Source organism: Ignavibacteriales bacterium (assembly GCA_026390575.1).
GTDB lineage: Bacteria > Bacteroidota > Ignavibacteria > UBA10030 > UBA10030 > Fen-1298.
Map to the genome: position 1 here is coordinate 273908 of JAPLFR010000009.1, position 20701 is coordinate 294608.

The following is a 20701-nucleotide window of genomic DNA, read 5'->3' on the forward strand; positions in this document are numbered from 1 at the left end:
GGTGTCTATCCAGATAGTTAAAACGATCCGTGAGATGCAGGATATTGCTGAACGGTTTCGGTGCGGGGGTAAGATCGTTAGCGTGGTTCCGACAATGGGATATCTGCACCGCGGACACGCACGTTTGATTGAAATTGCACGTTCTCGTGCAGATGTTGTCATTACCACAATATTTGTTAATCCTACTCAGTTTGCTCCAAACGAAGACTTCAATCGTTATCCTCGAGACCTTGAACACGACAAAATAATTGCCCAGGATGCGGGCTCAGATTTCATCTTCTTTCCAGAGGTCGCAGAAATGTATCCAGAGGATTTTAATAGTACGGTAGAAGTTGAGAGGGCATCAAAAATATTGGAGGGTGCTTTCCGTCCAGTTCACTTTCGAGGTGTCACGACGGTCGTAGCAAAACTTTTTCATATCACAAAACCACATATCGCCGTCTTTGGACAGAAGGATGCACAGCAGGCTTTCATCGTCCAAAAGATGGCGAAAGATCTGAATTTCGATATAGATATTATCATTGCACCCATTGTTCGAGAAGAAGATGGACTGGCGTTGAGTTCGCGCAATGTATATCTCAACGAAACTGAACGAAAGAATGCGCTGGTGCTTTATCGTTCACTTCAGCACGCTGCTCAACGCATTAGGGATGGGGCAAAAAAGGCAGCAGACATTCGTGTTGAAATAGAAAAAATAATTAAAAGTGGAAATCCAAGTCAAATCGATTACATCGCAATTGTCAATCCGGAAATATTTAAGGAAGTGGAAATAATTGAATCGCCGGAAGTGCTCGTAGCGATAGCTGTACGTTTCGGTTCGACGCGGCTTATTGATAATATTTGCATTCAGTTACAATGAGGAAACAATATTGAAAACAGAAAAGAAGCGCGGTTTAGCTGTAGTGATTATGGCGGCCGGTAAGGGAACACGCATGAAGGATCCATCCAAGGTGAAGGTAATGTATAAAGTCCTTGGTAAACCGATGATTCATTATGTTGTTGACCTTGCATTTAATCTAAAAGCGGACCGTGTCATTGCAATTGTTGGACATCAACGAGATGTGGTAATGAATCACATTTGCAAATCGCATCCCAATATTGAGATTGCCGTCCAAGCTGAACAGCTTGGCACTGGTCATGCCGTAATGCAAACGGAGAATGCGCTAAAAGATTTTTATGGAGATGTGATCGTGCTTTCTGGTGATGTTCCGCTATTAACAGTTGCAAGCATACAACAACTTATTGAACATCACTTTCAGACACAGGCGGTTGCCACCATCCTTACTGCACATTTTAATGATCCAACCGGTTATGGCCGTATTATACGAAACGATGATAATTCGGTGAAGAAAATCATCGAGCATAAGGATGCAACAGAAGAAGAGCGTCAAGTGAAGGAGATTAATTCAGGTATATATATCTTTGACAAACAGAAGCTATTCGATGGTTTGCAGCATATAACGCCACATAATGTTCAAAAGGAATATTACCTAACGGATGTCTTTGAATATTTCTGGAAACATCATTGGAGAGTCTCTGCCTTAAAGGCAACTTATGTTGACGAGATTCGTGGTATTAACACAATAGAACAGCTGAAAGAGGCGGAGACTATCAAACAAAAACGGATGCAATCTTGAACAACCTTGTCAAAGTTTCAAACTTTGACAAGGTTCGTGCGCTCCTTATATCAATTTTAAATCTTCCAGCACTTTCCTTAACTTTGCGCGGCTTGGCTCTGTAATAGGTACCAAAGGCAGGCGGAAAGATTCTTCAATCATTCCCATCATCGTGAGTGCAGTCTTTACCGGAATCGGGCTGGACTCTATAAAATTGATGTTCATAAGGGGTAGCAAGCGAAAGTGAAGTTGAAGGGCCTTCGTCCATTCACCCTTCAAGCATAAACGCATGAGGTGAGAATATTCTTTTGGCACTTCGTTTGAAACAACCGAAATACATCCATCGCCGCCGAGGGCGATTATGGAATAGGCAAGTGCGTCATCGCCAGAGAGAAGTGAAAAATTCTTCGGTTTGTTGCGTGCGATTTCCATCACCTGCGCCATATTGCAGGAAGCTTCTTTTACCATGACAACATTCGGTATCTCTTCAGCCATTTTCAGCACAGTCGCAGCTTCGATATTTCCGCTTGTTCGTCCCGGAACATTATAAACGATAATGGGAATATCGACCGCATCGGCAACTGCTTTGAAATGCTGAAAATATCCGTTCTGTGTCGGCTTATTATAATAGGGACCAACAATAAGTGCCGCATCCGCACCTGCTTGTTTGGCGAAGCGCGCTTTTTCAATCACTTCGGCCGTGTTGTTGCTTCCTGCACCGGCAAAGATTTTTACACGCCCATTTGCCTGTTCGATCACAATTTCAATGACGCGTTGCTGTTCTTTCATACTGAGCGTTGAATACTCGCCGGTTGTTCCCAACGGTACAAGCGCTTCAACGCTGCCCTTGATTTGAAAATCTACAAAACGCCTCAATGCAGTTTCATCGATCGAACCGTCTTTCGTAAAAGGAGTGATGATCGCTGTAGCTGTTCCTCGAAATTTTGTCTGTGCTGCCATGACGAACGGTTTCCTTATTTGAAGATATCTTGAAATGCATCATCCATAGTGAAAAGCCCTTTTTTATTTCGAATCCATTCCGCGGCAAACAACGCACCGAACGCTAAGCCGGACCGGTCTTTTGCAGTATGTTTCAGTTCAATCGTATCTGCGGCAGAGTCGAACGCGAGTGTATGTGTACCGACAATTGTGCCGCTTCGTGTGGAAGAGACATGAAGCTGTTCGGGCCGTATCTTATCGTGCGATGTTTCGCTCAATAATTCTTTTTTCCTTCGCATGTGCTCAAGAACAATATGTCCCATCGTGAGCGCAGTTCCGCTCGGGCTATCGATTTTATTTTTATGATGAATTTCTTGAATGAAAGCATCGTACTCTGAAAATTTATCCATCATTTGTGCCGCAGTCTTAACGAGGTGGAAGAAAATATTCACACCCAGCGAAAAATTTGACGCATAAATGAGACCAATCTGATTCTTACTAACGAGTGCTTCTATACTGGGCAATTGATCTTGCCAGCCGGTTGTTCCGACAACAATTGGTTTATGCGCTTTAGCCCACGGTGTCAGATCGTTGATAATGCTCTTGGCGGTTGCAAAATGGATCACAACATCTACATTCTCACGCTGCGCCTTCGTGACAGGCGGTGTATCGATATCGACATGGAGTTCAACACTCCACCCGCGTTCATGTGCGAGGCGTTCAATCTCTTTGCCCATCTTTCCGTATCCAACAAGTGCTAAACGCATTGGAGTTATTTGCCTCCAACTGGTTCAAACATATCAGTGTCAGGAATGGACTCAAAAAATTGCTTGTGCAGCCGTCGCACAGCTTCATCTACCTGTGTTTCATCGATCACTAAACTCATATTGATTTCCGATGCTCCTTGCGTGATCATGACCAGGTTCACTTCCTTGAGTGCGCTGAAAATCTGATCTGCAACACCAGCAGTGGAGCGCATTTGATCGCCAACCACGCAAATAATTCCTTGGTGTTCTAAGATCGAAACTTCAGCAAATTCAGAAAGCTCTGCAACAATCTTATCAAGTGTCGCTGTAGAATCGATGGTGAGTGAAACGGCCACTTCAGAAGTGCTGACGAGATCAACCGGTGTCTGATACTTATTGAAGACAGAAAAAATTGATTCAAGGAAACCATAAGCCATCAACATACGCAGTGATTGCACATTCACGACTGTGATACCGCGTTTGCATGCGATGGATTTTACCGGAATGTGTGTTTTCGGTGGATGGGAAACGATCCGTGTACCGCTGTTTTCCGGGCGCTTTGAATTTAACACAACCACAGGAATATCTTTCTTTACTGCGGGAAAGATCGTGCTGGGGTGCAAAACTTTTGCCCCGAAATAGGCAAGCTCTGCTGCTTCGCGGAATGAGATCATTCTGAGTTTCTGTGCCCCAGGAGCGATGCGCGGGTCTGCTGTCAGCACTCCATCGACATCTGTCCAGATTTGGATTTCCTCGGCATCCAATGCTGCACCAATAATTGAAGCAGAATAATCCGAACCTCCGCGGCCTAAGGTTGTGGTCGTGCCTTTGGCATTCGATCCAATGAATCCTTGTGTAATAATAATCTTTCCGGCAGATATGAGCGGAGAGAGAATTTCCTTTGCTTTAATATCTATCTGATCAAATTGAGGTACCGCCGAAGCAAATTGATTATCAGTGATCATAAATGAACGGGCATCAATCCATTGCGCCGGGAGTCCTTGTGCACGGATTGCTTCGCTCAGAATTTGTGAGGAGAGGAGTTCACCGACAGAAGCAATGGCATCTAACGAACGATTTGTCAACTCGCCAAGAATAGCAATGCCGCGGCATAGATTTCGAAGTTCTTCAAACCGCTGCTTAAAAGAAGCGATAAGCTGCTGAACCGTCTGGCGATGATCGATAAGATTTTCCATCACTGTGACATGACGATCAAAGAGTTCATTTAAAAGAAGGATTGCGTCTTCGAGTTTACCTTCCTGTGCAGTTCGTGCGGATTTTAAAAGTATGTTGGTTGCCCCGGAAATGGCAGAGAGCACCACAATGGGTGTCTGTGCACGTTCCTTTCGTACAATTTCGATTACCGTGCGCATCGATTTGGCATCTTCGACAGAAGTGCCGCCGAATTTCATTACAATCATGTATCAGACCTCATTCTATAGCTTCATAGTAAATAACAATTTTCAAAAAACAAAAATCAAATAAATTTCAAAAATAAAATCTCAAACTATATTTAAATGATTGGGATTTGGAAATTATTTGCTATTTGAATATTTGATAATTGTGAATTATCCTTGTCTTTATTCCATTCGCGAAGTAAGTAATTCCGCAATTTGCACTGCATTTGTTGCGGCGCCTTTCCGGATATTGTCTGAGACGATCCAGAGATTGATGCCATGCGCAACGCTAAAATCTTTTCGGATACGCCCGACGAAAACCTCGTTTTTTCCGAATGCATTGATAGGCATCGGATAGATGTTCTTTGACGGATCGTCTTCCACGATGACACCCGGTGCATGATTCAGAATTGTACGCACTTCTTCCGGTGTACACGGCCGCTCAAATTCAATGTTTACTGCTTCACTATGTCCGCCGAACACAGGCACACGTACCGTGGTCGCTGTGAGGGGAATATCTGCGCCCATTATTTTTTTCGTCTCCAAAATCATCTTTTGTTCTTCCTTCGTATAGCCATCCGGAAGGAAGACATCAATATGTGGCAGAATGTTGAACGCGATTGGATGGGGAAATTTTTTCTCACGCAACGGTCGTTTTGCTATTTCATCTTCCAGCTGATTGACGCCTTTCTTGCCGGCGCCTGTAACAGACTGATAGGTAGAAACCACGACGCGCTTGATACCGAACACATCGTGCAGCGGTTTCAAGACTACTACCATCTGAATAGTCGAGCAATTTGGATTGGCAATAATGCCATGATGTTTGAAGGCATCTTCAGGATTTACTTCTGGCACAACAAGTGGAACATCCGGATCCATCCGAAATGCACTGCTGTTATCAATGACAACTGTGCCATGTGTAACGGCTTTAGGCGAAAATTCTTTGCTGGTGTTTGCACCTGCAGAAAAAAGCGCGAAGTCTACTCCAGAAAAACTATCACCGGTAAGTGTTTGCACTTTCACAGGTTTACCTTGAAAGAGTACTTCCATACCCGCAGAACGCGCAGAAGCAAGTGGAACAAAACGCGCCACGGGGAAATTTTGTTCTTCCAATACTGTCGTCATGGTACGTCCAACTAAACCAGTCGCTCCTGCGACCGCAACTGTATATGATTTTCTCATTATGTCACTTTATTATATTGATGAAAGACTACTTTACCTTAGTTAAGATACAGATTCCAACGCTCTTCTTCAAATAAATTCTTCCATAACATGTAAAATATTTTATATTGAACGAGAATGAAGAGCTTGGTATATTGGCTATGGAAATAATATTCTCAGAACGAATTTGATATGAACGAATATATTTTACAAACGCGTCAGCTTGGAAAGCGGTACGGAAAACGCTGGGCTGTCAAGAATCTTAATCTTGAAGTTCTTCGCGGTGATGTGTTTGGTTTTCTGGGACCGAACGGGGCAGGAAAAAGCACTACTATCCGAATGATATTATCGCTTATTAAACCAACAACAGGTGAAACCGAACTTTTCGGTTGTTCGCTCAAGTCTCGGCGATCGGATGCACTACGACGTGTCGGAGGAATTGTCGAGAAGCCCGATTTCTATTTATACCTCTCCGCGTATAAAAATCTAGAAATCATTGGGGCACTTACCGGCGGTGTAGAACGGAAGAGAATTCTAGAAGTACTGGATCTGGTGGGCTTAACAAGTCGTGCTGCCGACAATGTAAAGGCCTATTCGCACGGGATGAAACAGCGGCTGGGCATTGCACAGGCATTGCTCTCCGATCCTGAACTTGTGATCCTCGACGAACCTACGAACGGACTCGATCCGCAGGGAATGAAAGAAGTGCGGGATCTCATTGTGCATCTTTCGCGCGAACGAAAGAAAACAATTATTCTTTCTTCTCACCTGCTCAATGAAATTGAATTAGTCGCCAATCGTATGGTGATCATTAACAACGGTGAATTAGTTATACAAGGAGATGTGAGCACACTCTTAGATGAAGGGGAGAAATATGTTGTGATTCAAGCTCAACCACAGAAGAAAGTTGAGTCCGTTTTGCGGAGGCTAAAAAAAATAATCGGAGCATACGACGTACAACAAGAGATGTTTAAAGTGAGAATGGACTTTGCCGACATTCCTGAGTTAAACAAATCACTTGTGCAAGCCGGAGTTCGCGTGCAGGCATTAATTCCGAAACGCTCGCTCGAAGATTTATTTCTTTCTATGACCGAACAGTCAAACAAGGTGGACACGTGATTCGGCTTATTTATTACGAACTCATAAAAATATTCATGAAGAAGCGCACGTATCTCGGCTTCGGAATTGTACTGGTGATTGTTCCGCTCGTGGAAGTGGCGATGAAGTTAGAAGGCGGCCGCTTTTTGACGATGGCAATGCGCGGATTGTCAAGAGATTTTCTATTCTTTGGGAATATTTTTAATGGCTGGTTTGTCGCTCATCAGATTATGAACAGTCTCTGGTTGCATATCCCGTTACTCATTTCATTTGTTGCTGGAGATCAGCTTGCCGGCGAAGCGACAGCAGGCACCTACCGTCTCATCCTCATTCGGCCAGTTTCACGTACGCGTATTTTTATTTCGAAATATATCACAACACTTATTTACACCGTTATTTTTGTTTTCTTCTTAGCGGCTTTAAGTATCGGTTTGGCTCTGACGTTGCTTGGTCGTGGTGATCTCGTTATTATAACTCGCAATATTCTTCTTCTTCCTGAATCGGAAGTTGCGTGGCGGTTTTTCATCGCCTATCTTCTTGCCACTTGGACTATGATTACCATTGCATCGATTTCATTTTTCTTCTCATCGTTTGTCGAGAATGCAATCGGCCCCATTGTCGCTACGATGGGATTGCTGATTGTGTGCACAGTGATAACTCTTATGCCGGTAGAGATGTTTGAAATTCCAAAGAAATTCCTTTTTACCCGGTATCTCGACATGTGGCAAAAAATATTTATGGATCCTATTCCATGGAATGAGGTTAAGATGGGAATGTTGTTTATGGGCTCATGGACATTAGCGGCAGTACTGGGAGCGTGGAGTGTGTTTGTGAAGAAGGATATTCTTTCATAAAATAATTGAATTGTCACAAAGCGAGGAGAATGCGTGGATATTAAAGCAAGGGTGCAGGAGATAAGGAATGGATTCCATCCAACGTTTTGGGTAGCAAACGGGATGGAATTGTTTGAGCGGCTGGCGTATTATGGTCAGCAAATTGTTTTCATGATTTATCTCCGTAACAAACTCGGTTTTACGGAAACAGAGGCAGGGCAGCTTTCCGGTATCTTTGGCGGTTTGATTTATTTACTGCCAATTCTTGGCGGCACGCTCGCTGATAAATGGGGATTCCGCCGTGCATTCAACATTGCATTCACAATTCTTGCTCTTGGATATTTCTTGATTGGCTCAGTTGGAATGGCTGCATTTGCCGGTGTGTATAGTAACTTCAATCTTTATTGGCTTTTGATGATATTTCTTATCTTTACAGCGTTTGGCGGTTCGTTTATCAAACCTTCTGTTCTGGGAACAGTTGCGGTTACTTCCAAAGAAGAAACCAAGTCGCTTGGTTTTGCTGTCTATTACTGGTTAGTCAATGTTGGAGCAATGTTAGGGCCTACGATTGCTTATTTTGTACGGGATAGCTTCGGCAACGAGTTTGTTTATATGGTATCGTCTCTCAGCTGCCTTGCAATGCTTGTCGTGAATTTAATCCTTTACAAAGAAGTGAAGAGCACGCGGACAGTTGTTGTGGAATCTTTTGGAAAGAAAATTGCCAACCTCTTTGTCGTTCTGGCAAATGTGAAGTTCATGATTTTTCTCCTTATCTATTCACTCTATTGGATTATTTTCTGGCAGGAATTTATTATTGTACCATATTACGTAACAGATTATATCAATGCGAACGCCCCTTATGAAATTCTTCAGTCGTGGGCAGGGGCTGGTGCAATTATTCTGTTTCAGATTCCGCTCAACCGTCTTACGAAGAATATCCCGACGCGCAGCGCTATTGTTCTCGGTTTTGCGATTTCCAGTCTCATCTGGCTGATTATCGGTATCTATCCAAGTATTCCAACAATTGCGGCGGGAATCGTTGCATTTGCAATTGGTGAAATGATTCAAGCACCGCGGTATTACGAATACATTTCAGAAATAGCGCCTCCGGGGCAGCAAGGATTATTTCAGGGGTATGCTTTTCTGCCGATTGCGATTGCAAGATTTGTCGGCGATCCAATAGGCGGGTGGCTATATCAAACGTCGAAGGCAAGCGGCAAGCCGGAATTAGTCTGGTTTGCACTCATAGGCATTGGAGCGCTTGGTACTATCTTGATGCTGCTTTACAATAAAATCGTCAAGGCACAAGAAACTAAAACAGTTTAGACGGCATTATAAAGAAATACGAAACAGGATATCGTCCAGTCTTGTGAAAGAGAAAGGGATGATTATGAAAATTTTGGAAATAGTATTGATAAGCGCATTGATCATGTGCCATGCGTTTGCTCAACGGGTACTGAAAATTAGTGATGCAGATGAAATATTAACGAAGATCGATAAAAGGTTTGAAGAAGTAAAGGATTTCTCCGCTGTTATCGATGCCGAAATTAATATGGAACGCGTACAAATTCCCAAAATGCATGCTGAATTGTTCTTCAAGAAACCGGATAAAATTCATTTCTCATCGCAGAGTTTTCTTCTTGTGCCGCGTGAAGGCCTTGCGTTGAATCCATCGGTATTCAAAGAACATTATCTCGCAACTTCGGTAGTGCGCGAAACTGTCGGTGGAATAAAATTGATCAAACTCCTTCTTGCCGCCAAAGATGCGAAAACTCGTCTCCGTGCGCTTTCCATGTGGGTGAATCCAATGTTTTGGACTATCACGAAGATAGAAACCATCCCGTATGAGGGACGCACGCTCTCCATGACATTCACTTATGAATACCAACAACAGAAATATTGGCTTCCATCAAAGTTGGTTGTATCATTCGCGTCAGATTCGGATAAGATGCAGAAAGATTCTACGCCATCACTCGACAGTCAATTGGAAGGTGCTCAGCGTTCCATGCCGCGAAGCGGTACGGTGACAGTCGTTTATTCAAATTACAAAATCAATATCGGGCTCTCGGATGAACTTTTTGAGAAGAAAGAAAAGTGATGAAGCCTCAGGTATCAGCGCTCGGCATTCAGTGTAAGAAATCAAAGGAATGAAAAACAGCCAAACATCCGTCTCGCTTTCTGAAGTGCATGGCTCTGTGAACATTTCCAAAAATTACGGGATGATCAAGCGGTTTCTTGCCTTTGCCGGCCCTGCGTATCTAATCAGTGTTGGTTATATGGATCCAGGAAACTGGGCAACAGACATCGAAGGCGGTTCGCGGTTTGGGTATCAACTGCTTTGGGTCATTTTGATGTCGAATATGATGGCGGTGCTTTTACAGACGCTTTCAGCTCGTCTTGGCATTGTGACAGGCCGCGATCTTGCGCAAGCGTGCCGTGATGAATATCCGAAACCGGTCGTATTCGTTTTATGGATTCTCTGCGAGGTTGCAATTGCAGCATGTGATCTTGCCGAATTACTCGGTACAGCTATTGGATTAAATCTTCTATTCGGGCTACCGCTTCTTATCGGCGTTTTGGTCACCGGTTTCGACACCATGCTTTTTCTCGTGATCCAGAATTTTGGAATCAGGAAGATGGAGTTTTTTATTATCATGCTCGTGTCTGTTATGGGCGTGTGCTTTGGAATTGAGATGCTGCTTTCAAAGCCGGTTCTGAGTGAAGTTGCGAATGGTTTTCTTCCACGATTAAATTCCGAGAGCTTATTTGTCGCTATTGGAATTCTCGGTGCAACTGTGATGCCGCATAATTTGTATCTGCACTCGGCACTCGTTCAGACACGATTAGTCGAACAGACGGAACAGGGAAAACGGCAAGCATGCAAATTTAATCTCATTGATACATCGATCGCGCTGAACGCTGCATTCTTAGTGAATGCCGCAATCCTGATTGTTTCTTCCTCGGTGTTCTTTAAGAATGGTCTGGTTGTGACAGAAATCCAGCAGGCACATTCGCTTTTAGCGCCACTGCTTGGAACAACGCTGGCAAGCACTCTATTTGCAGGTGCATTATTGGCTTCTGGACAAAGCTCAACATTGACGGGAACCTATGCAGGTCAAATTGTCATGGAAGGATTTTTACATTTTAAAATGCGTCCGGTCCTTCGCCGATTTATTACGCGCGCTATTGCCATAGTTCCGGCAATCGCCGTCATTTATTTCCGCGGGGATCAAGGGTCGTATGAGTTGTTGATTCTCAGTCAGGTTGTTTTAAGTATGCAACTGCCGTTTGCCATTATTCCTTTGATTAACTTCACAAGCGACAAAGAACGAATGGGCGTGTTTGTCAATAAGCCATGGGTGAAGTCTCTTGCTTGGATTGCAGCGATCATCATTGTAGGATTAAATGCCCGTTTGGTATTTGGGACTATCACTGATTGGATTAAGGGAGCAGGGAGCATGTCGATAATTATTTGGATGACATTTGTTCCAATAATTGTCGGATTATTTTTATTCCTCATATATATTACATTGCCGAAAACATGGCGCAGGAGAGAACTCGCAATGCCTTCAGAAATTGAACAACTCGAATTGGTTTCGCACCCATTCACAAATATCGGTGTCGCGCTTGATCTCAGCGGAATGGATTCTAAGGTACTTTCGCAAGCTAAGACACTGGCACAGCAAAATGGCGCACGTCTTGTGCTCATGCATGTTGTTGAAGGAGTCGGGGGACAATTATTTGGCGTGAACGCAAACGATGACGAAGCGCGTGATGACCGAGCACATTTAGAGAACCATGCAGAACAACTCCGAGCCACAGGATTAGAAGTCCAAGCTGTGCTCGGTTTCGGCCGTATACCAAAAGAAATTATCCGTCTCTCAATTGAGCAGAAGATCGATTTACTGGTGATGGGCGGGCATGGTCATCGCGGCATCAAGGACATCATCTTTGGAACTTCCATCTCGAAAGTGCGGCATGGCCTGAAAGTACCTGTCCTTGTTGTGCAATAAAACGTGACTGTCACCATCTCTCACAAAACCTTGCGAAGGTTCCAAACCCTTCGCAAGGATTCGTTAATTATGAAATACGAATCAGAAAAATACTACCACGTCTTTAACAGAGGCGCGAACAAAGAAAAATTATTTCTCTCACACGAAAATTACCGCTATTGCTTGCGGCTTTTGTACAAATACGCAATCGAGGATAAAACTTCCATTCTTGCATATTGTCTCATGCCCAATCATTACCACTTCCTGCTCCAGCAGTCGTTAGAGGGTTCCATTCAACGCTGTATCCAGACCATGTTCAATGCATACACACAGGCCTTCAATAAACAACAGCAGAGGTCAGGAACACTTTTCGAAGGCAGAGCGAAAGCTCGCGAGGTAGACAACGATCTCTATGCAGTTCAGTTATGTGCCTACATTCATCTTAATCCTGTTTCAGCTCAATTAGTCAATACACCAGAAGAGTGGGAGTTTTCTGACTACAAGGAATGGATAGATGTTCGACAATCAGATCTTACCGATCTATCTCTTAGAAATTCCTTTTTTGAAAATGGGAAACAATACCACGATTTTATAGAGTTGCAACGATATGCTCGCGTTGAAGAAAAGCTTGATCGTTTTATGCTTGATTAGTATACAAAACCTTGCGAAGGTTCCAAACTCTTCGCAAGGGTAGGTACTGTTAATGGGTCACTTTTATTTATCCTCAATTCCTTCTTGCAGGGATTTTTCGTACTTCATTTTATAATCTTTAATTCCTCGGAAGAGAGCATCAGCAATCCGATCCTGACCGTTTTCACTGCGCAAGAACTGTTCTTCATTCCTGTTAGAAAGATAACCTAATTCGACAAGAACGTTTGGCATTGAGGCACCGACGAGAACTTGGAATCCAGCTTGCTTCACTCCGCTGTTTTTGATACGCAGGCGCTTTGCCATCGAACCAACAGCACTCTCGGCAAATTGTTCGCTCTGTTTCATGTATGCGCTTTGCGCCATCGTGACAATAATGAATTTCTCTTCCGTTAAATTTTGATAGCGCTCTTTGTATCCTTCTTCAAGTTGAATAACAGCGTTTTCGCGTGAAGCAACAGTTACAGCATCTTCGGTGCGGCCGGGGCGCAACAGATAAATTTCGAACCCGTTCATGCGTGAAGGTTTATGCGTTAGAGAATTGCAATGAATACTAATGAATAATTTTCCGCCTGTCTCATTGGCAATCTGTGTACGCTTGTATAATTCGACAAACTTGTCGCTCGATCGCGTATAGACAACTTTTACACCTCTGAGATTCGTTTCAATGATGTGGCCGAGTTTTAGTCCTACATCAAGTGTGATATTTTTTTCGCGTGTTCCAACGACGCCAATGCATCCGGGATCTTTTCCGCCATGTCCCGCATCAATCACAATAACGTCTAATTTCCATCGATCACGCCCGTTGGTTAATTGTTGCTTTTTAGCTTCCTGTTTCTTCTTTTTCAGCTCTTCCTTTTCTGAAGTTGATAGAGTCCGGAGGGAGATGTGAATATCGTTGGAAGCAGGATCGTTCACGGTCTCTGCCTGAACGACATCTGGAGTTACCTGGAATGTTAATTGAAGCGATGCAGGTGATTGAAATGTCAGCACTTTTCGCACTGCGCCAAATGGTTTTGTGGCATTGATTGCAATGGTATCTGCATCCGCACCCATAATAGTAACGAAAAGCCAGCCATCCGGCTTCAACCAACTTTCAACATCTCCCAATTTAGTATTAGCATGAATGGTAATGAGAGAACCGTTGATTTTTTTTTCGATTTCGATTCCTGCAACCGAGTACTGTAAACGGCGGAAAGTTTCCAATGACAGCGTGTTGTGCTGTGCATCGATCGATAAGCGCTGTTCGGTGAGTCGTTCATATAATTGAATAAAAGTGTTTGCCGGTACAAAAAACTCTCCGCGCCTGCGAATAACATTGCCGGACATTTGGTACATCGTTGCAGTATTGCTCGTTCGTTCCGTGATAACGACAAACGGATTACGATCCGTAAAACGCACGAGCTGCAGTGCAATGAGGCATTCGATCTTTCCGGTACTGTCATTCACCGATGCCGGCAGCTGCAACGATTTTAAAAAATCATTGAGAGAAAAGAACAGAACGCCGGCACTATCGATACGGCCGATAACTGTTGTATCCCCAGATGCAAGTCGAAAGGTGAGAGATGTTTTATTTTCCGTTGTTTGGGCTTGGCACAGCGAAAACACGAGAGCAAAAAGAATGACTTTTAAGAAGCAGGCGAGTCTCATCTATCTGTAATTCACGAATTGCAATGCGAACGAAAACTCATGGCCCCGAATCAGTGCCATAACAGCTTGCAGGTCGTCTTTGTTTTTCCCGCTCACCCGCACTTGATCTTCCATGATTTGTGTTTGCACCTTCAATTTTGAATCTTTCACAAGTTTTGTTATAACTTTTGCATCTTCCTTCGCTATACCAACCTGCAAGGTAACTGTCTGCCGCACGGAACTGCCGGCTGCTTGTTCAATGGTCCCGTAACGGAGTGCCTTTATCGGAACACCGCGTTTGATCAACTTCGATTGTAATATATCAACGACGCTCTTCAGATGAAATTCATCACCTGTGAGAAGGATGATTTTCTTTTCTTTCTGGTCCAATTCGATGGAAGTACGAATTCCTTTAAAGTCATAACGCTGGATAATTTCTTTTTGCGCCTGGTTTACTGCATTATCGACTTCTTGGAGATTTACTTCGGAGACAATGTCAAATGAGTTCTGTTGTGCCATGAGACCAATTCTTGTTATTATTTTAGACTGAAATACTTTTATTGCTGGTTTAATATTGTCACTTTCACGCTAAAAGTCAATGAGAGGTCTCAACGCTGAGATGTGAGATTTATTATTTCCTAATTTCGCCGGTCTCCGCACTCCAGAAAACAAGATCAAGTTCATCTAAGGTGATTCCTATTTCAACTGCAAACTTTGAGAAACGCTGTTCTATGACCAAATAATATTTTCGGCTTAAAGATTTCGGGATTGATTGAATCACTCCAAGTCGTTTCAAATTACGCAGAATATGTCTATCGAGTATTGCAAGACCGTCATTCCTACCAATGTTGCGTAAAAAATGTGTCGCTTCTTTATATCCTAATCCGAGGACAAATTTTACAAGCCATTCGCGCAGCTCAAAAGCCACTACAGGTTCCGATAATTTCTGAGCTATCGCAGGAAATTGATCTTTCATCCGGAGAAGATGCCGGGATTTTGTTTTGTGAAAACGAATATAGCATTCCTTTCGCCGAAGAAATGGTTCTGGATCTACATCTTTATTATGGAATCCGGCAGTATAAAGCAGCGACACGACTCGTTCCGCATTCTTCGCGCTCGATTGCGGAGTAAGAAGACAATAGACAAGCTCGTAGAAATAATCTGCGGGCTGTCGAGCGGCAAACTCTGATAAGCGGGCGCGTATCGCAACCTGACGTGACCTATAACAATGTACTGTCTTTTCGAGCTCAGGGTTTCGATGAAGGTGATTTATTTTCATCGCGGCAGAGAAAGGTAGATCTTCTTGTTGCGGGAATGAATGTGAATCAAGCCATCACGCTGAAGCCCGTTGAACAGTTTGTCCAGCCATTTCTTTTGCCGAATTGAGTAGTCCGGTTTTACCAATTTTGCCAGCTGATTCGCTTCAATTGATCGGTGGTGGGCAACCATGCGCAGTACTTCAATGACTCGTCCGCGATATATTCTGTTTGGAATCGTAGTCTGAGATTTTCTCTTTAACGGCCTTCTTTTCTTCATGGTGGAAAATGCACTCGGACAATACGGTGTAAGCGGGCATTTAGAACATTGCGGATTGGCTGCAGTACAAATAATGCCGCCAAGTTCCATAAGCGCTTGGTTCCAATCAAATGCTTTTCCCTTGGGAAGCATCCGCTCAGCAAGTTTCCATATGTCGGCAGATTGAGCGTGCTGCGGGAAAAGTCTTGAAAGCACTCGCTGCTCATTGATATCAACAGCCGCTGTCTGTTGCCCGAATGCGAAACAAGCAACGGCATTGGCTGTGTAACGTCCGATGCCGGGAAGCTGCTGGAGCGTTTCAACATTTTGCGGCAGCCGTCCTCCGTATTCATCGATGACACGTCGAGCAATTTGATGGAGGCGCAATGCACGATTGTTGTAACCCATTCCCGACCATGCGCGGATAACATCGGCTGTGCGAGCTTGTGCGAGAGATGCGAAGTTGGGAAATTGACGCAGAAACTCAGGGTACTTCAATTGCACCCGGCTTAATTGCGTTTGTTGAAGCATGATCTCGGAAAGAAGTATTCGGTACGGATTCTTTGTTTTACGCCAGGGAAGAGGGCGTGCGTTCTTCCGATACCACGCCAAAAGATGTTTTTGGATTTTCAATTTTCGATTGAGGATGAACGAAGGAGGCATCGTGAGATTTATGTCAGATTTTTCACAAAGGGTTTGTTACCTTCAAGCAAATCCATTTGTTTCAATTCATTCGTTGTCACCCAGCGGATTTGTTCGAAGATATTATTATGCGGCTCACCGTTGAATCCTGAGACGAAGCAGTACGCGACATTGAACATTCCCCCGTCTTCGTAATATGCAGCATGTGTTTCACTATATTCGATGGATTGAATTTCTATGGAAAGTTCTTCGCGTAATTCACGGCGGAGACATTGTTCGATTGTTTCACCCGGTTCAAGTTTCCCACCGGGAAATTCCCATTTTAGTGCGTACCTGCCGCCAAGCTTCCGCTGGCAGATGAGTATTTTTTTATCTTTCCTCAATATTGCTACTGCCACTTCTGTCATCTTCATCCTTTTCTAAAATATATCGAAACCGAATTAGATTTCCAATTGTGATGTAATCGTTTGTGGTATGAAGGAGAAATTGGTTATATTGGAATCAAATAATATACATTCATAATTTTATTAGTACGGGGTACAATAATGAAATATCGTATGCTTTTGGTTGTGGTAATGATTTTTTCTATTGGTATAATTCTTTCCGCACAACAAGCAAATCATATAGTTATCAGTGAAGTCTATGGCGGCGGTGGTAATTCAAGCGCCACACTGAAAAATGATTTTATTGAACTCTATAATCCTACTGATGCTGTTGTATCACTTGAGGGTTGGTCTGTGCATTACATGTCTTCATCAGCCACTGCGTTTCCTTCGACAGTCGGAACGATTTTGAGCGGTTCGATTGCCCCCAAAGGTTACTATCTTATCCAGGAAGCGAAAGGTGCAGGAGGTACTCAAAATTTACCTACACCGGATGCAACAGGCGGACTTGCGTTGGGAGCGAGTGCTGGAAAAGTTTTGTTAGCGAGAGCATCCGTTCCTATTATATCTTTGACTGATCCCAATTTAGTTGATTTTGTTGGCTATGGCGGAGGTACGTTATTTGAAGGAACTGGTCCTGCTCCTGCACCATCAAACACGAAAAGCGTTGAACGTATAGCATCTGCTACATCAACTGCCATAACGATGGGAATAGGGGGCTCAGAAGAATTTGCCGGGAACGGATATGATTCTAATAATAATTCCGCTGATTTTATCACACGCACACCCCAGCCGCAAAACTCAGCCAGTCCTACAGAACCAGTATCTACTACAGGAGATATTATTCCCCCCTGGGTCGTTTCGATGAAATCGCTTTCGAACACTCAAATAGAGATACTTTTTAGCGAACCGCTTGACTTACTCGCTGCATCAACGCTATCGAATTATCTTATTTCTAAATCAATTAATGTCCTGCAAGCGAATCGTGACCTTACAAACCTTGCAAAGGTCGTTTTAACGACTTCATTGATGGCGAATGATACGTACTCGCTCACGATTCAAAATATTAAAGATACAACAGGGAATACCATGCCTTCGCGTGTGATGGCATTTAGTGTTGGTGTTCTCACCATTGCGCAAGCGCGTGCTGTTGGTGCCGGATTATCGATGCGTGTCCGCGGTATTATTACAGCGGGGAATATTGAATTCTCAGGACCGCCGGCATATATGCAAGACAGCACTGGAGGATTGGCTGTCTTTAGCTATAACTTAACCGCCAAGGTAGGCGATATTTGGGAAGTTAGCGGTACGCTCAAAGATTATAATGGTCTATTAGAAATCGATCCGCTCACGGATTCTATCAAGATCAGTTCCAATAATCCACTCCCTGTGCCTATACAAACAAACTCTACGTTTCTGAATGAATCGGTGGAATCACAATTGATTCGTGTGAACAAAGTGAAGTTTGATGCTGTTGGGCGGTTTGCTACAGCTGTCGATAGCGTTTATACGGCTGGTGATGCATTTGGTCCGCTGACCGTATATGTCAGCAGAGGATCCAATATTGTCGGAACTGATATCCCGACAGATTCCGTAAATCTTATCGGTATTGTCAATGAGCGCAATGGTGTTTATCGTTTGCTTCCCAGAACACTTGCGGATATTAATGTTATCGATCCGCCATCATCTCAAACTTGGTTGGATATTAATATTGCCCGCTCACAAGCGACCGGAGCTATGGTGAAAGTGCGTGGAGTTGTCACGTACGCACAACCTTCTAAATTAACGGCAAAGACAATCTTCATTCAGGATTTCTCTGGTGGAATTTGTGCGTACGATCAGAAAACTGATACGCTCCAACTGGGTGATTCAGTTGAAGTGAAAGGTGTGTTGACACCATACAACGGTTTGTTAGAATTACAGCCAGTCGATTCTGTTAAGCTTTTTGCACGCGGGCTTCCATTGCCGGCATCGAAGGTTATTACACTTGCTCAAGCATCAGAGGCATACGAATCACAGTTTATAAAAATAAATGGCGTGCGTTTTGTGGAATCCGGTAACTTCTCCGGCGGCACTTCAGGCACCACCTATAATGTCACCGACGGAACAACACAATTGAATGTACGAATTCCTTTTGGTTCCGCGCTCGATGGAAAACTCATTCCGCTTGGATTACTTGATGTCGTCGGTGTATTAGGGCAGTTCAATACGGCGTATCAACTCACGCCTCGAACCTTAGAGGACTTAATTGTCTATCCGGGACCGCAAATTACATCTTTACCGGCTATCACTTCCTTGACTGATTCGAGTTTTACGATTAGTTGGTCGACATTCTTTAATGGCAACTCAATCGTGTATTACGGACCGACAAAGAATTTGGGAGACTCGGTGGTAAATGTCACTCAGACAACCAGCCATTCTGTAACTGTGTCGCGATTGAAGTCAGGTCGAATCTATTATTATCAGGTCTTTTCGGCAGATTCATTGGGCACCGCTGCGTCATTTATCGCTGCTCAGGTGACGACATCTTCTGCAAGTTCCGGACAGATGAATGTCTATTTCAATTACTCTATTGATGCCAGTTTAGGTCTCGTACCTCTCGCAAATGGAAATGCGGATTTACTTGGTAAGCTGCTGGAACGAATTTCTAACACAAAAAATACTATTGATCTTGCAGTTTATTCATTTGATGATTTTGGAGGCGGACCCCCATGGGTGGCAAATAGAATCGCCGATTCTCTCATTGCCGCACACCACCGTGGTGTGAAAGTGCGCGTGGTTTTTGATAATAAGAGTTCATCTCCGATGAGCCGCCTGGAAGCAGATGGCATCAATGTGATGAAACGGAGCGTGCCGGGTATCGATGGCGGTATTATGCACAATAAATATTTTGTGTTTGATGGGAGAGATACAACCGACGCAACCGATGATTGGGTGATTACCGGATCATGGAATGTTACAAATAGCGGCACGTTGGAAGATGCACAGAATGCAGTATTTATTCAGGATCAATCGCTTGCCCGCATTTATACAGTTGAATTCGAAGAAATGTTTGGCAGTTCAACAGAGACAAAGAATCCTGTTCAAGCCCATTTTGGTCCCTACAAAACAGATAATACACCGCACGTGACATTTATTAAAGGTACGAAGGTGGAAAGTTACTTCAGCCCTTCGGACCATACCACTTCCGGCATTATTCGTGCACTCTCCTCTGCAGATAAAGATATTTTCTTCGGGGTGATGGCGTTTACACGATCTGATATTGCACAAACCTTGATCACAAAAAAGAATGTAGGAATAAAAGTACGCGGAATTATTAATGATCAATCGGGAAGTGTTCTGAGTACCTTACAGGCGGCAGGCGTCGATGCATTCGTGGCAAATCACAATACCGTCAAAGGGATTTTCCATCATAAATATGGGGTGATCGATCCGTTCAATGACGAAAGCGATCCCATGGTCATTACAGGCAGCCATAACTGGTCAACCAATGCTGAATCGGATAATGATGAAAATACACTCATAATTCATTCAGGAGCAATTGCCCGTCAGTACGCACAGGAATTTGCAAAACGATATAAAGAAAGCGGAGGCACCGGTGTCATTGTGGGAGTAGAAGAAACAAAGGGGAGTTTACCGGTACAATTTACTCTCTCGCAAAACTATCCGAATCCGTTTAACCCAACAACAACATTCCAATTCCAGATTCCTTTTTCCGGATTAGTTTCTATCAAAGTGTTTGATATTCTCGGTCGTGAAATTGTCGTTCTTATGAACGGAGTGAAATCTGCCGGTATATATCAGGTCACATGGAATGCATCAACATTGCCGAGCGGGATTTATTTCTATCGAGTGCAAGCGGGAACCAACATAGCAGTGAAGAAAGCGATATTGCTCAAGTAAGAATTAGTATCGTTTATTTCGAAGCCCAATCAGTGTTCAATTGATTGGGCTTTTCTTTTGTATCTGATGTTCCATTATTTTAGATTTTTATTGATTTTCATTTCAGAAATAATATCTCAGGAGGTTGTATGAAAAAGTACCAACTCGTAACCCTCGTATCTGTAGTATTGCTTACGTTAATCAATACATTTACTTATGC

General features: G+C 43.5%; 18 protein-coding genes. 9 read left to right on the forward strand and 9 right to left on the reverse strand.

Going from position 1 to position 20701, the window contains the following annotated elements; translation table 11 throughout:
• The first annotated feature begins 1 nt into the window (after position 1).
• Together panC and NTX44_09645 are read left to right on the forward strand one after the other, a co-directional pair.
• Positions 2-859: a pantoate--beta-alanine ligase gene (gene panC, locus NTX44_09640; GenBank protein MCX6121868.1), complete on the forward strand. Its 858-nt coding sequence runs from the start codon at positions 2-4 to the stop codon at positions 857-859.
• Between the two features lie 10 nt (positions 860-869).
• Positions 870-1637 carry a sugar phosphate nucleotidyltransferase gene (locus NTX44_09645; GenBank protein MCX6121869.1) on the forward strand — a complete coding sequence of 256 codons (768 nt, stop codon included), beginning with the start codon at positions 870-872 and terminating at the stop codon, positions 1635-1637.
• Between the two features lie 45 nt (positions 1638-1682).
• Here NTX44_09645 and dapA read toward each other — a convergent pair whose 3' ends face one another.
• From dapA to NTX44_09665, 4 genes are all read right to left on the reverse strand, one after another.
• Positions 1683-2576 carry a 4-hydroxy-tetrahydrodipicolinate synthase gene (gene dapA, locus NTX44_09650; GenBank protein ID MCX6121870.1) on the reverse strand — a complete coding sequence of 298 codons (894 nt, stop codon included), beginning with the start codon at positions 2574-2576 and terminating at the stop codon, positions 1683-1685.
• A 14-nt stretch (positions 2577-2590) separates the two neighbouring features.
• Positions 2591-3322 (reverse strand): 4-hydroxy-tetrahydrodipicolinate reductase, encoded by a 732-nt coding sequence (gene dapB / locus NTX44_09655; protein ID MCX6121871.1) that lies wholly within the window; start codon positions 3320-3322, stop codon positions 2591-2593.
• Between the two features lie 5 nt (positions 3323-3327).
• Positions 3328-4722 carry a lysine-sensitive aspartokinase 3 gene (gene lysC / locus NTX44_09660; protein ID MCX6121872.1) on the reverse strand — a complete coding sequence of 465 codons (1395 nt, stop codon included), beginning with the start codon at positions 4720-4722 and terminating at the stop codon, positions 3328-3330.
• Positions 4723-4881: 159 nt separating this feature from the next.
• Positions 4882-5880, reverse strand: a complete 999-nt coding sequence (locus tag NTX44_09665) for an aspartate-semialdehyde dehydrogenase (GenBank protein MCX6121873.1) — start codon at positions 5878-5880, stop codon at positions 4882-4884.
• Between the two features lie 171 nt (positions 5881-6051).
• On the opposite strand from NTX44_09665, the gene NTX44_09670 reads away from it, so the two are divergent.
• The 6 genes from NTX44_09670 to NTX44_09695 all read left to right on the forward strand — a co-directional run bounded on the left by NTX44_09670 (position 6052) and on the right by NTX44_09695 (position 12433).
• The gene (locus NTX44_09670; protein ID MCX6121874.1) at positions 6052-6978 is read left to right on the forward strand and encodes an ATP-binding cassette domain-containing protein; all 927 of its coding nucleotides are present in this window, start codon (positions 6052-6054) and stop codon (positions 6976-6978) included.
• On the forward strand, positions 6975-7811 hold the full coding sequence (locus NTX44_09675; GenBank protein ID MCX6121875.1) for an ABC transporter permease: 837 nt from the start codon (positions 6975-6977) through the stop codon (positions 7809-7811). The genes NTX44_09670 and NTX44_09675 overlap by 4 nt, the downstream gene beginning before the upstream one ends.
• A 33-nt stretch (positions 7812-7844) precedes the next feature.
• Complete coding sequence (locus NTX44_09680) at positions 7845-9116, forward strand: MFS transporter (GenBank protein MCX6121876.1); 1272 nt, start codon at positions 7845-7847, stop codon at positions 9114-9116.
• A gap of 58 nt (positions 9117-9174) precedes the next feature.
• Positions 9175-9888, forward strand: coding sequence for a hypothetical protein (locus tag NTX44_09685; protein MCX6121877.1), 714 nt, complete (start codon positions 9175-9177; stop codon positions 9886-9888).
• A 49-nt stretch (positions 9889-9937) separates the two neighbouring features.
• Positions 9938-11803, forward strand: coding sequence for an Nramp family divalent metal transporter (locus tag NTX44_09690; GenBank protein MCX6121878.1), 1866 nt, complete (start codon positions 9938-9940; stop codon positions 11801-11803).
• Positions 11804-11872: 69 nt separating this feature from the next.
• Positions 11873-12433 (forward strand): transposase, encoded by a 561-nt coding sequence (locus NTX44_09695; GenBank protein ID MCX6121879.1) that lies wholly within the window; start codon positions 11873-11875, stop codon positions 12431-12433.
• 63 nt (positions 12434-12496) lie between these two features.
• Here the strand turns inward: NTX44_09695 and NTX44_09700 are convergent, their stop codons facing one another.
• The 5 genes from NTX44_09700 to NTX44_09720 all read right to left on the reverse strand — a co-directional run bounded on the left by NTX44_09700 (position 12497) and on the right by NTX44_09720 (position 16629).
• Complete coding sequence (locus tag NTX44_09700) at positions 12497-14080, reverse strand: N-acetylmuramoyl-L-alanine amidase (GenBank protein ID MCX6121880.1); 1584 nt, start codon at positions 14078-14080, stop codon at positions 12497-12499.
• Positions 14081-14578, reverse strand: coding sequence for a YajQ family cyclic di-GMP-binding protein (locus tag NTX44_09705; protein ID MCX6121881.1), 498 nt, complete (start codon positions 14576-14578; stop codon positions 14081-14083). It lies immediately after the preceding gene.
• A 112-nt stretch (positions 14579-14690) separates the two neighbouring features.
• Positions 14691-15338 carry a hypothetical protein gene (locus NTX44_09710; protein ID MCX6121882.1) on the reverse strand — a complete coding sequence of 216 codons (648 nt, stop codon included), beginning with the start codon at positions 15336-15338 and terminating at the stop codon, positions 14691-14693.
• Positions 15335-16207, reverse strand: a complete 873-nt coding sequence (locus NTX44_09715; GenBank protein MCX6121883.1) for a hypothetical protein — start codon at positions 16205-16207, stop codon at positions 15335-15337. The genes NTX44_09710 and NTX44_09715 overlap by 4 nt, the downstream gene beginning before the upstream one ends.
• A 38-nt stretch (positions 16208-16245) precedes the next feature.
• Positions 16246-16629, reverse strand: coding sequence for a (deoxy)nucleoside triphosphate pyrophosphohydrolase (locus NTX44_09720; protein MCX6121884.1), 384 nt, complete (start codon positions 16627-16629; stop codon positions 16246-16248).
• Between the two features lie 132 nt (positions 16630-16761).
• Here NTX44_09720 and NTX44_09725 point away from each other — a divergent pair, with 132 nt between their 5' ends.
• Entirely contained in the window at positions 16762-20502 is a 3741-nt protein-coding gene (locus NTX44_09725) for a phospholipase D-like domain-containing protein (GenBank protein ID MCX6121885.1), read from the forward strand.
• Positions 20503-20701 lie beyond the last annotated feature (199 nt).

Excerpts from the sequence above, each read along its gene's own strand:
- NTX44_09700 (MCX6121880.1), bottom strand. The coding sequence starts at position 14,080 with ATGAGACTCGCCTGCTTCTTAAAAGTCATTCTTTTTGCTCTCGTGTTT.
- NTX44_09705 (MCX6121881.1), bottom strand. The coding sequence starts at position 14,578 with ATGGCACAACAGAACTCATTTGACATTGTCTCCGAAGTAAATCTCCAA.
- NTX44_09725 (MCX6121885.1), top strand. The coding sequence starts at position 16,762 with ATGAAATATCGTATGCTTTTGGTTGTGGTAATGATTTTTTCTATTGGT.
- NTX44_09720 (MCX6121884.1), bottom strand. The coding sequence starts at position 16,629 with ATGAAGATGACAGAAGTGGCAGTAGCAATATTGAGGAAAGATAAAAAA.
- dapB (MCX6121871.1), bottom strand. The coding sequence starts at position 3,322 with ATGCGTTTAGCACTTGTTGGATACGGAAAGATGGGCAAAGAGATTGAA.
- NTX44_09670 (MCX6121874.1), top strand. The coding sequence starts at position 6,052 with ATGAACGAATATATTTTACAAACGCGTCAGCTTGGAAAGCGGTACGGA.
- NTX44_09710 (MCX6121882.1), bottom strand. The coding sequence starts at position 15,338 with ATGAAAATAAATCACCTTCATCGAAACCCTGAGCTCGAAAAGACAGTA.
- dapA (MCX6121870.1), bottom strand. The coding sequence starts at position 2,576 with ATGGCAGCACAGACAAAATTTCGAGGAACAGCTACAGCGATCATCACT.
- NTX44_09690 (MCX6121878.1), top strand. The coding sequence starts at position 9,938 with ATGAAAAACAGCCAAACATCCGTCTCGCTTTCTGAAGTGCATGGCTCT.
- NTX44_09695 (MCX6121879.1), top strand. The coding sequence starts at position 11,873 with ATGAAATACGAATCAGAAAAATACTACCACGTCTTTAACAGAGGCGCG.
- NTX44_09685 (MCX6121877.1), top strand. The coding sequence starts at position 9,175 with ATGATTATGAAAATTTTGGAAATAGTATTGATAAGCGCATTGATCATG.
- NTX44_09665 (MCX6121873.1), bottom strand. The coding sequence starts at position 5,880 with ATGAGAAAATCATATACAGTTGCGGTCGCAGGAGCGACTGGTTTAGTT.
- lysC (MCX6121872.1), bottom strand. The coding sequence starts at position 4,722 with ATGATTGTAATGAAATTCGGCGGCACTTCTGTCGAAGATGCCAAATCG.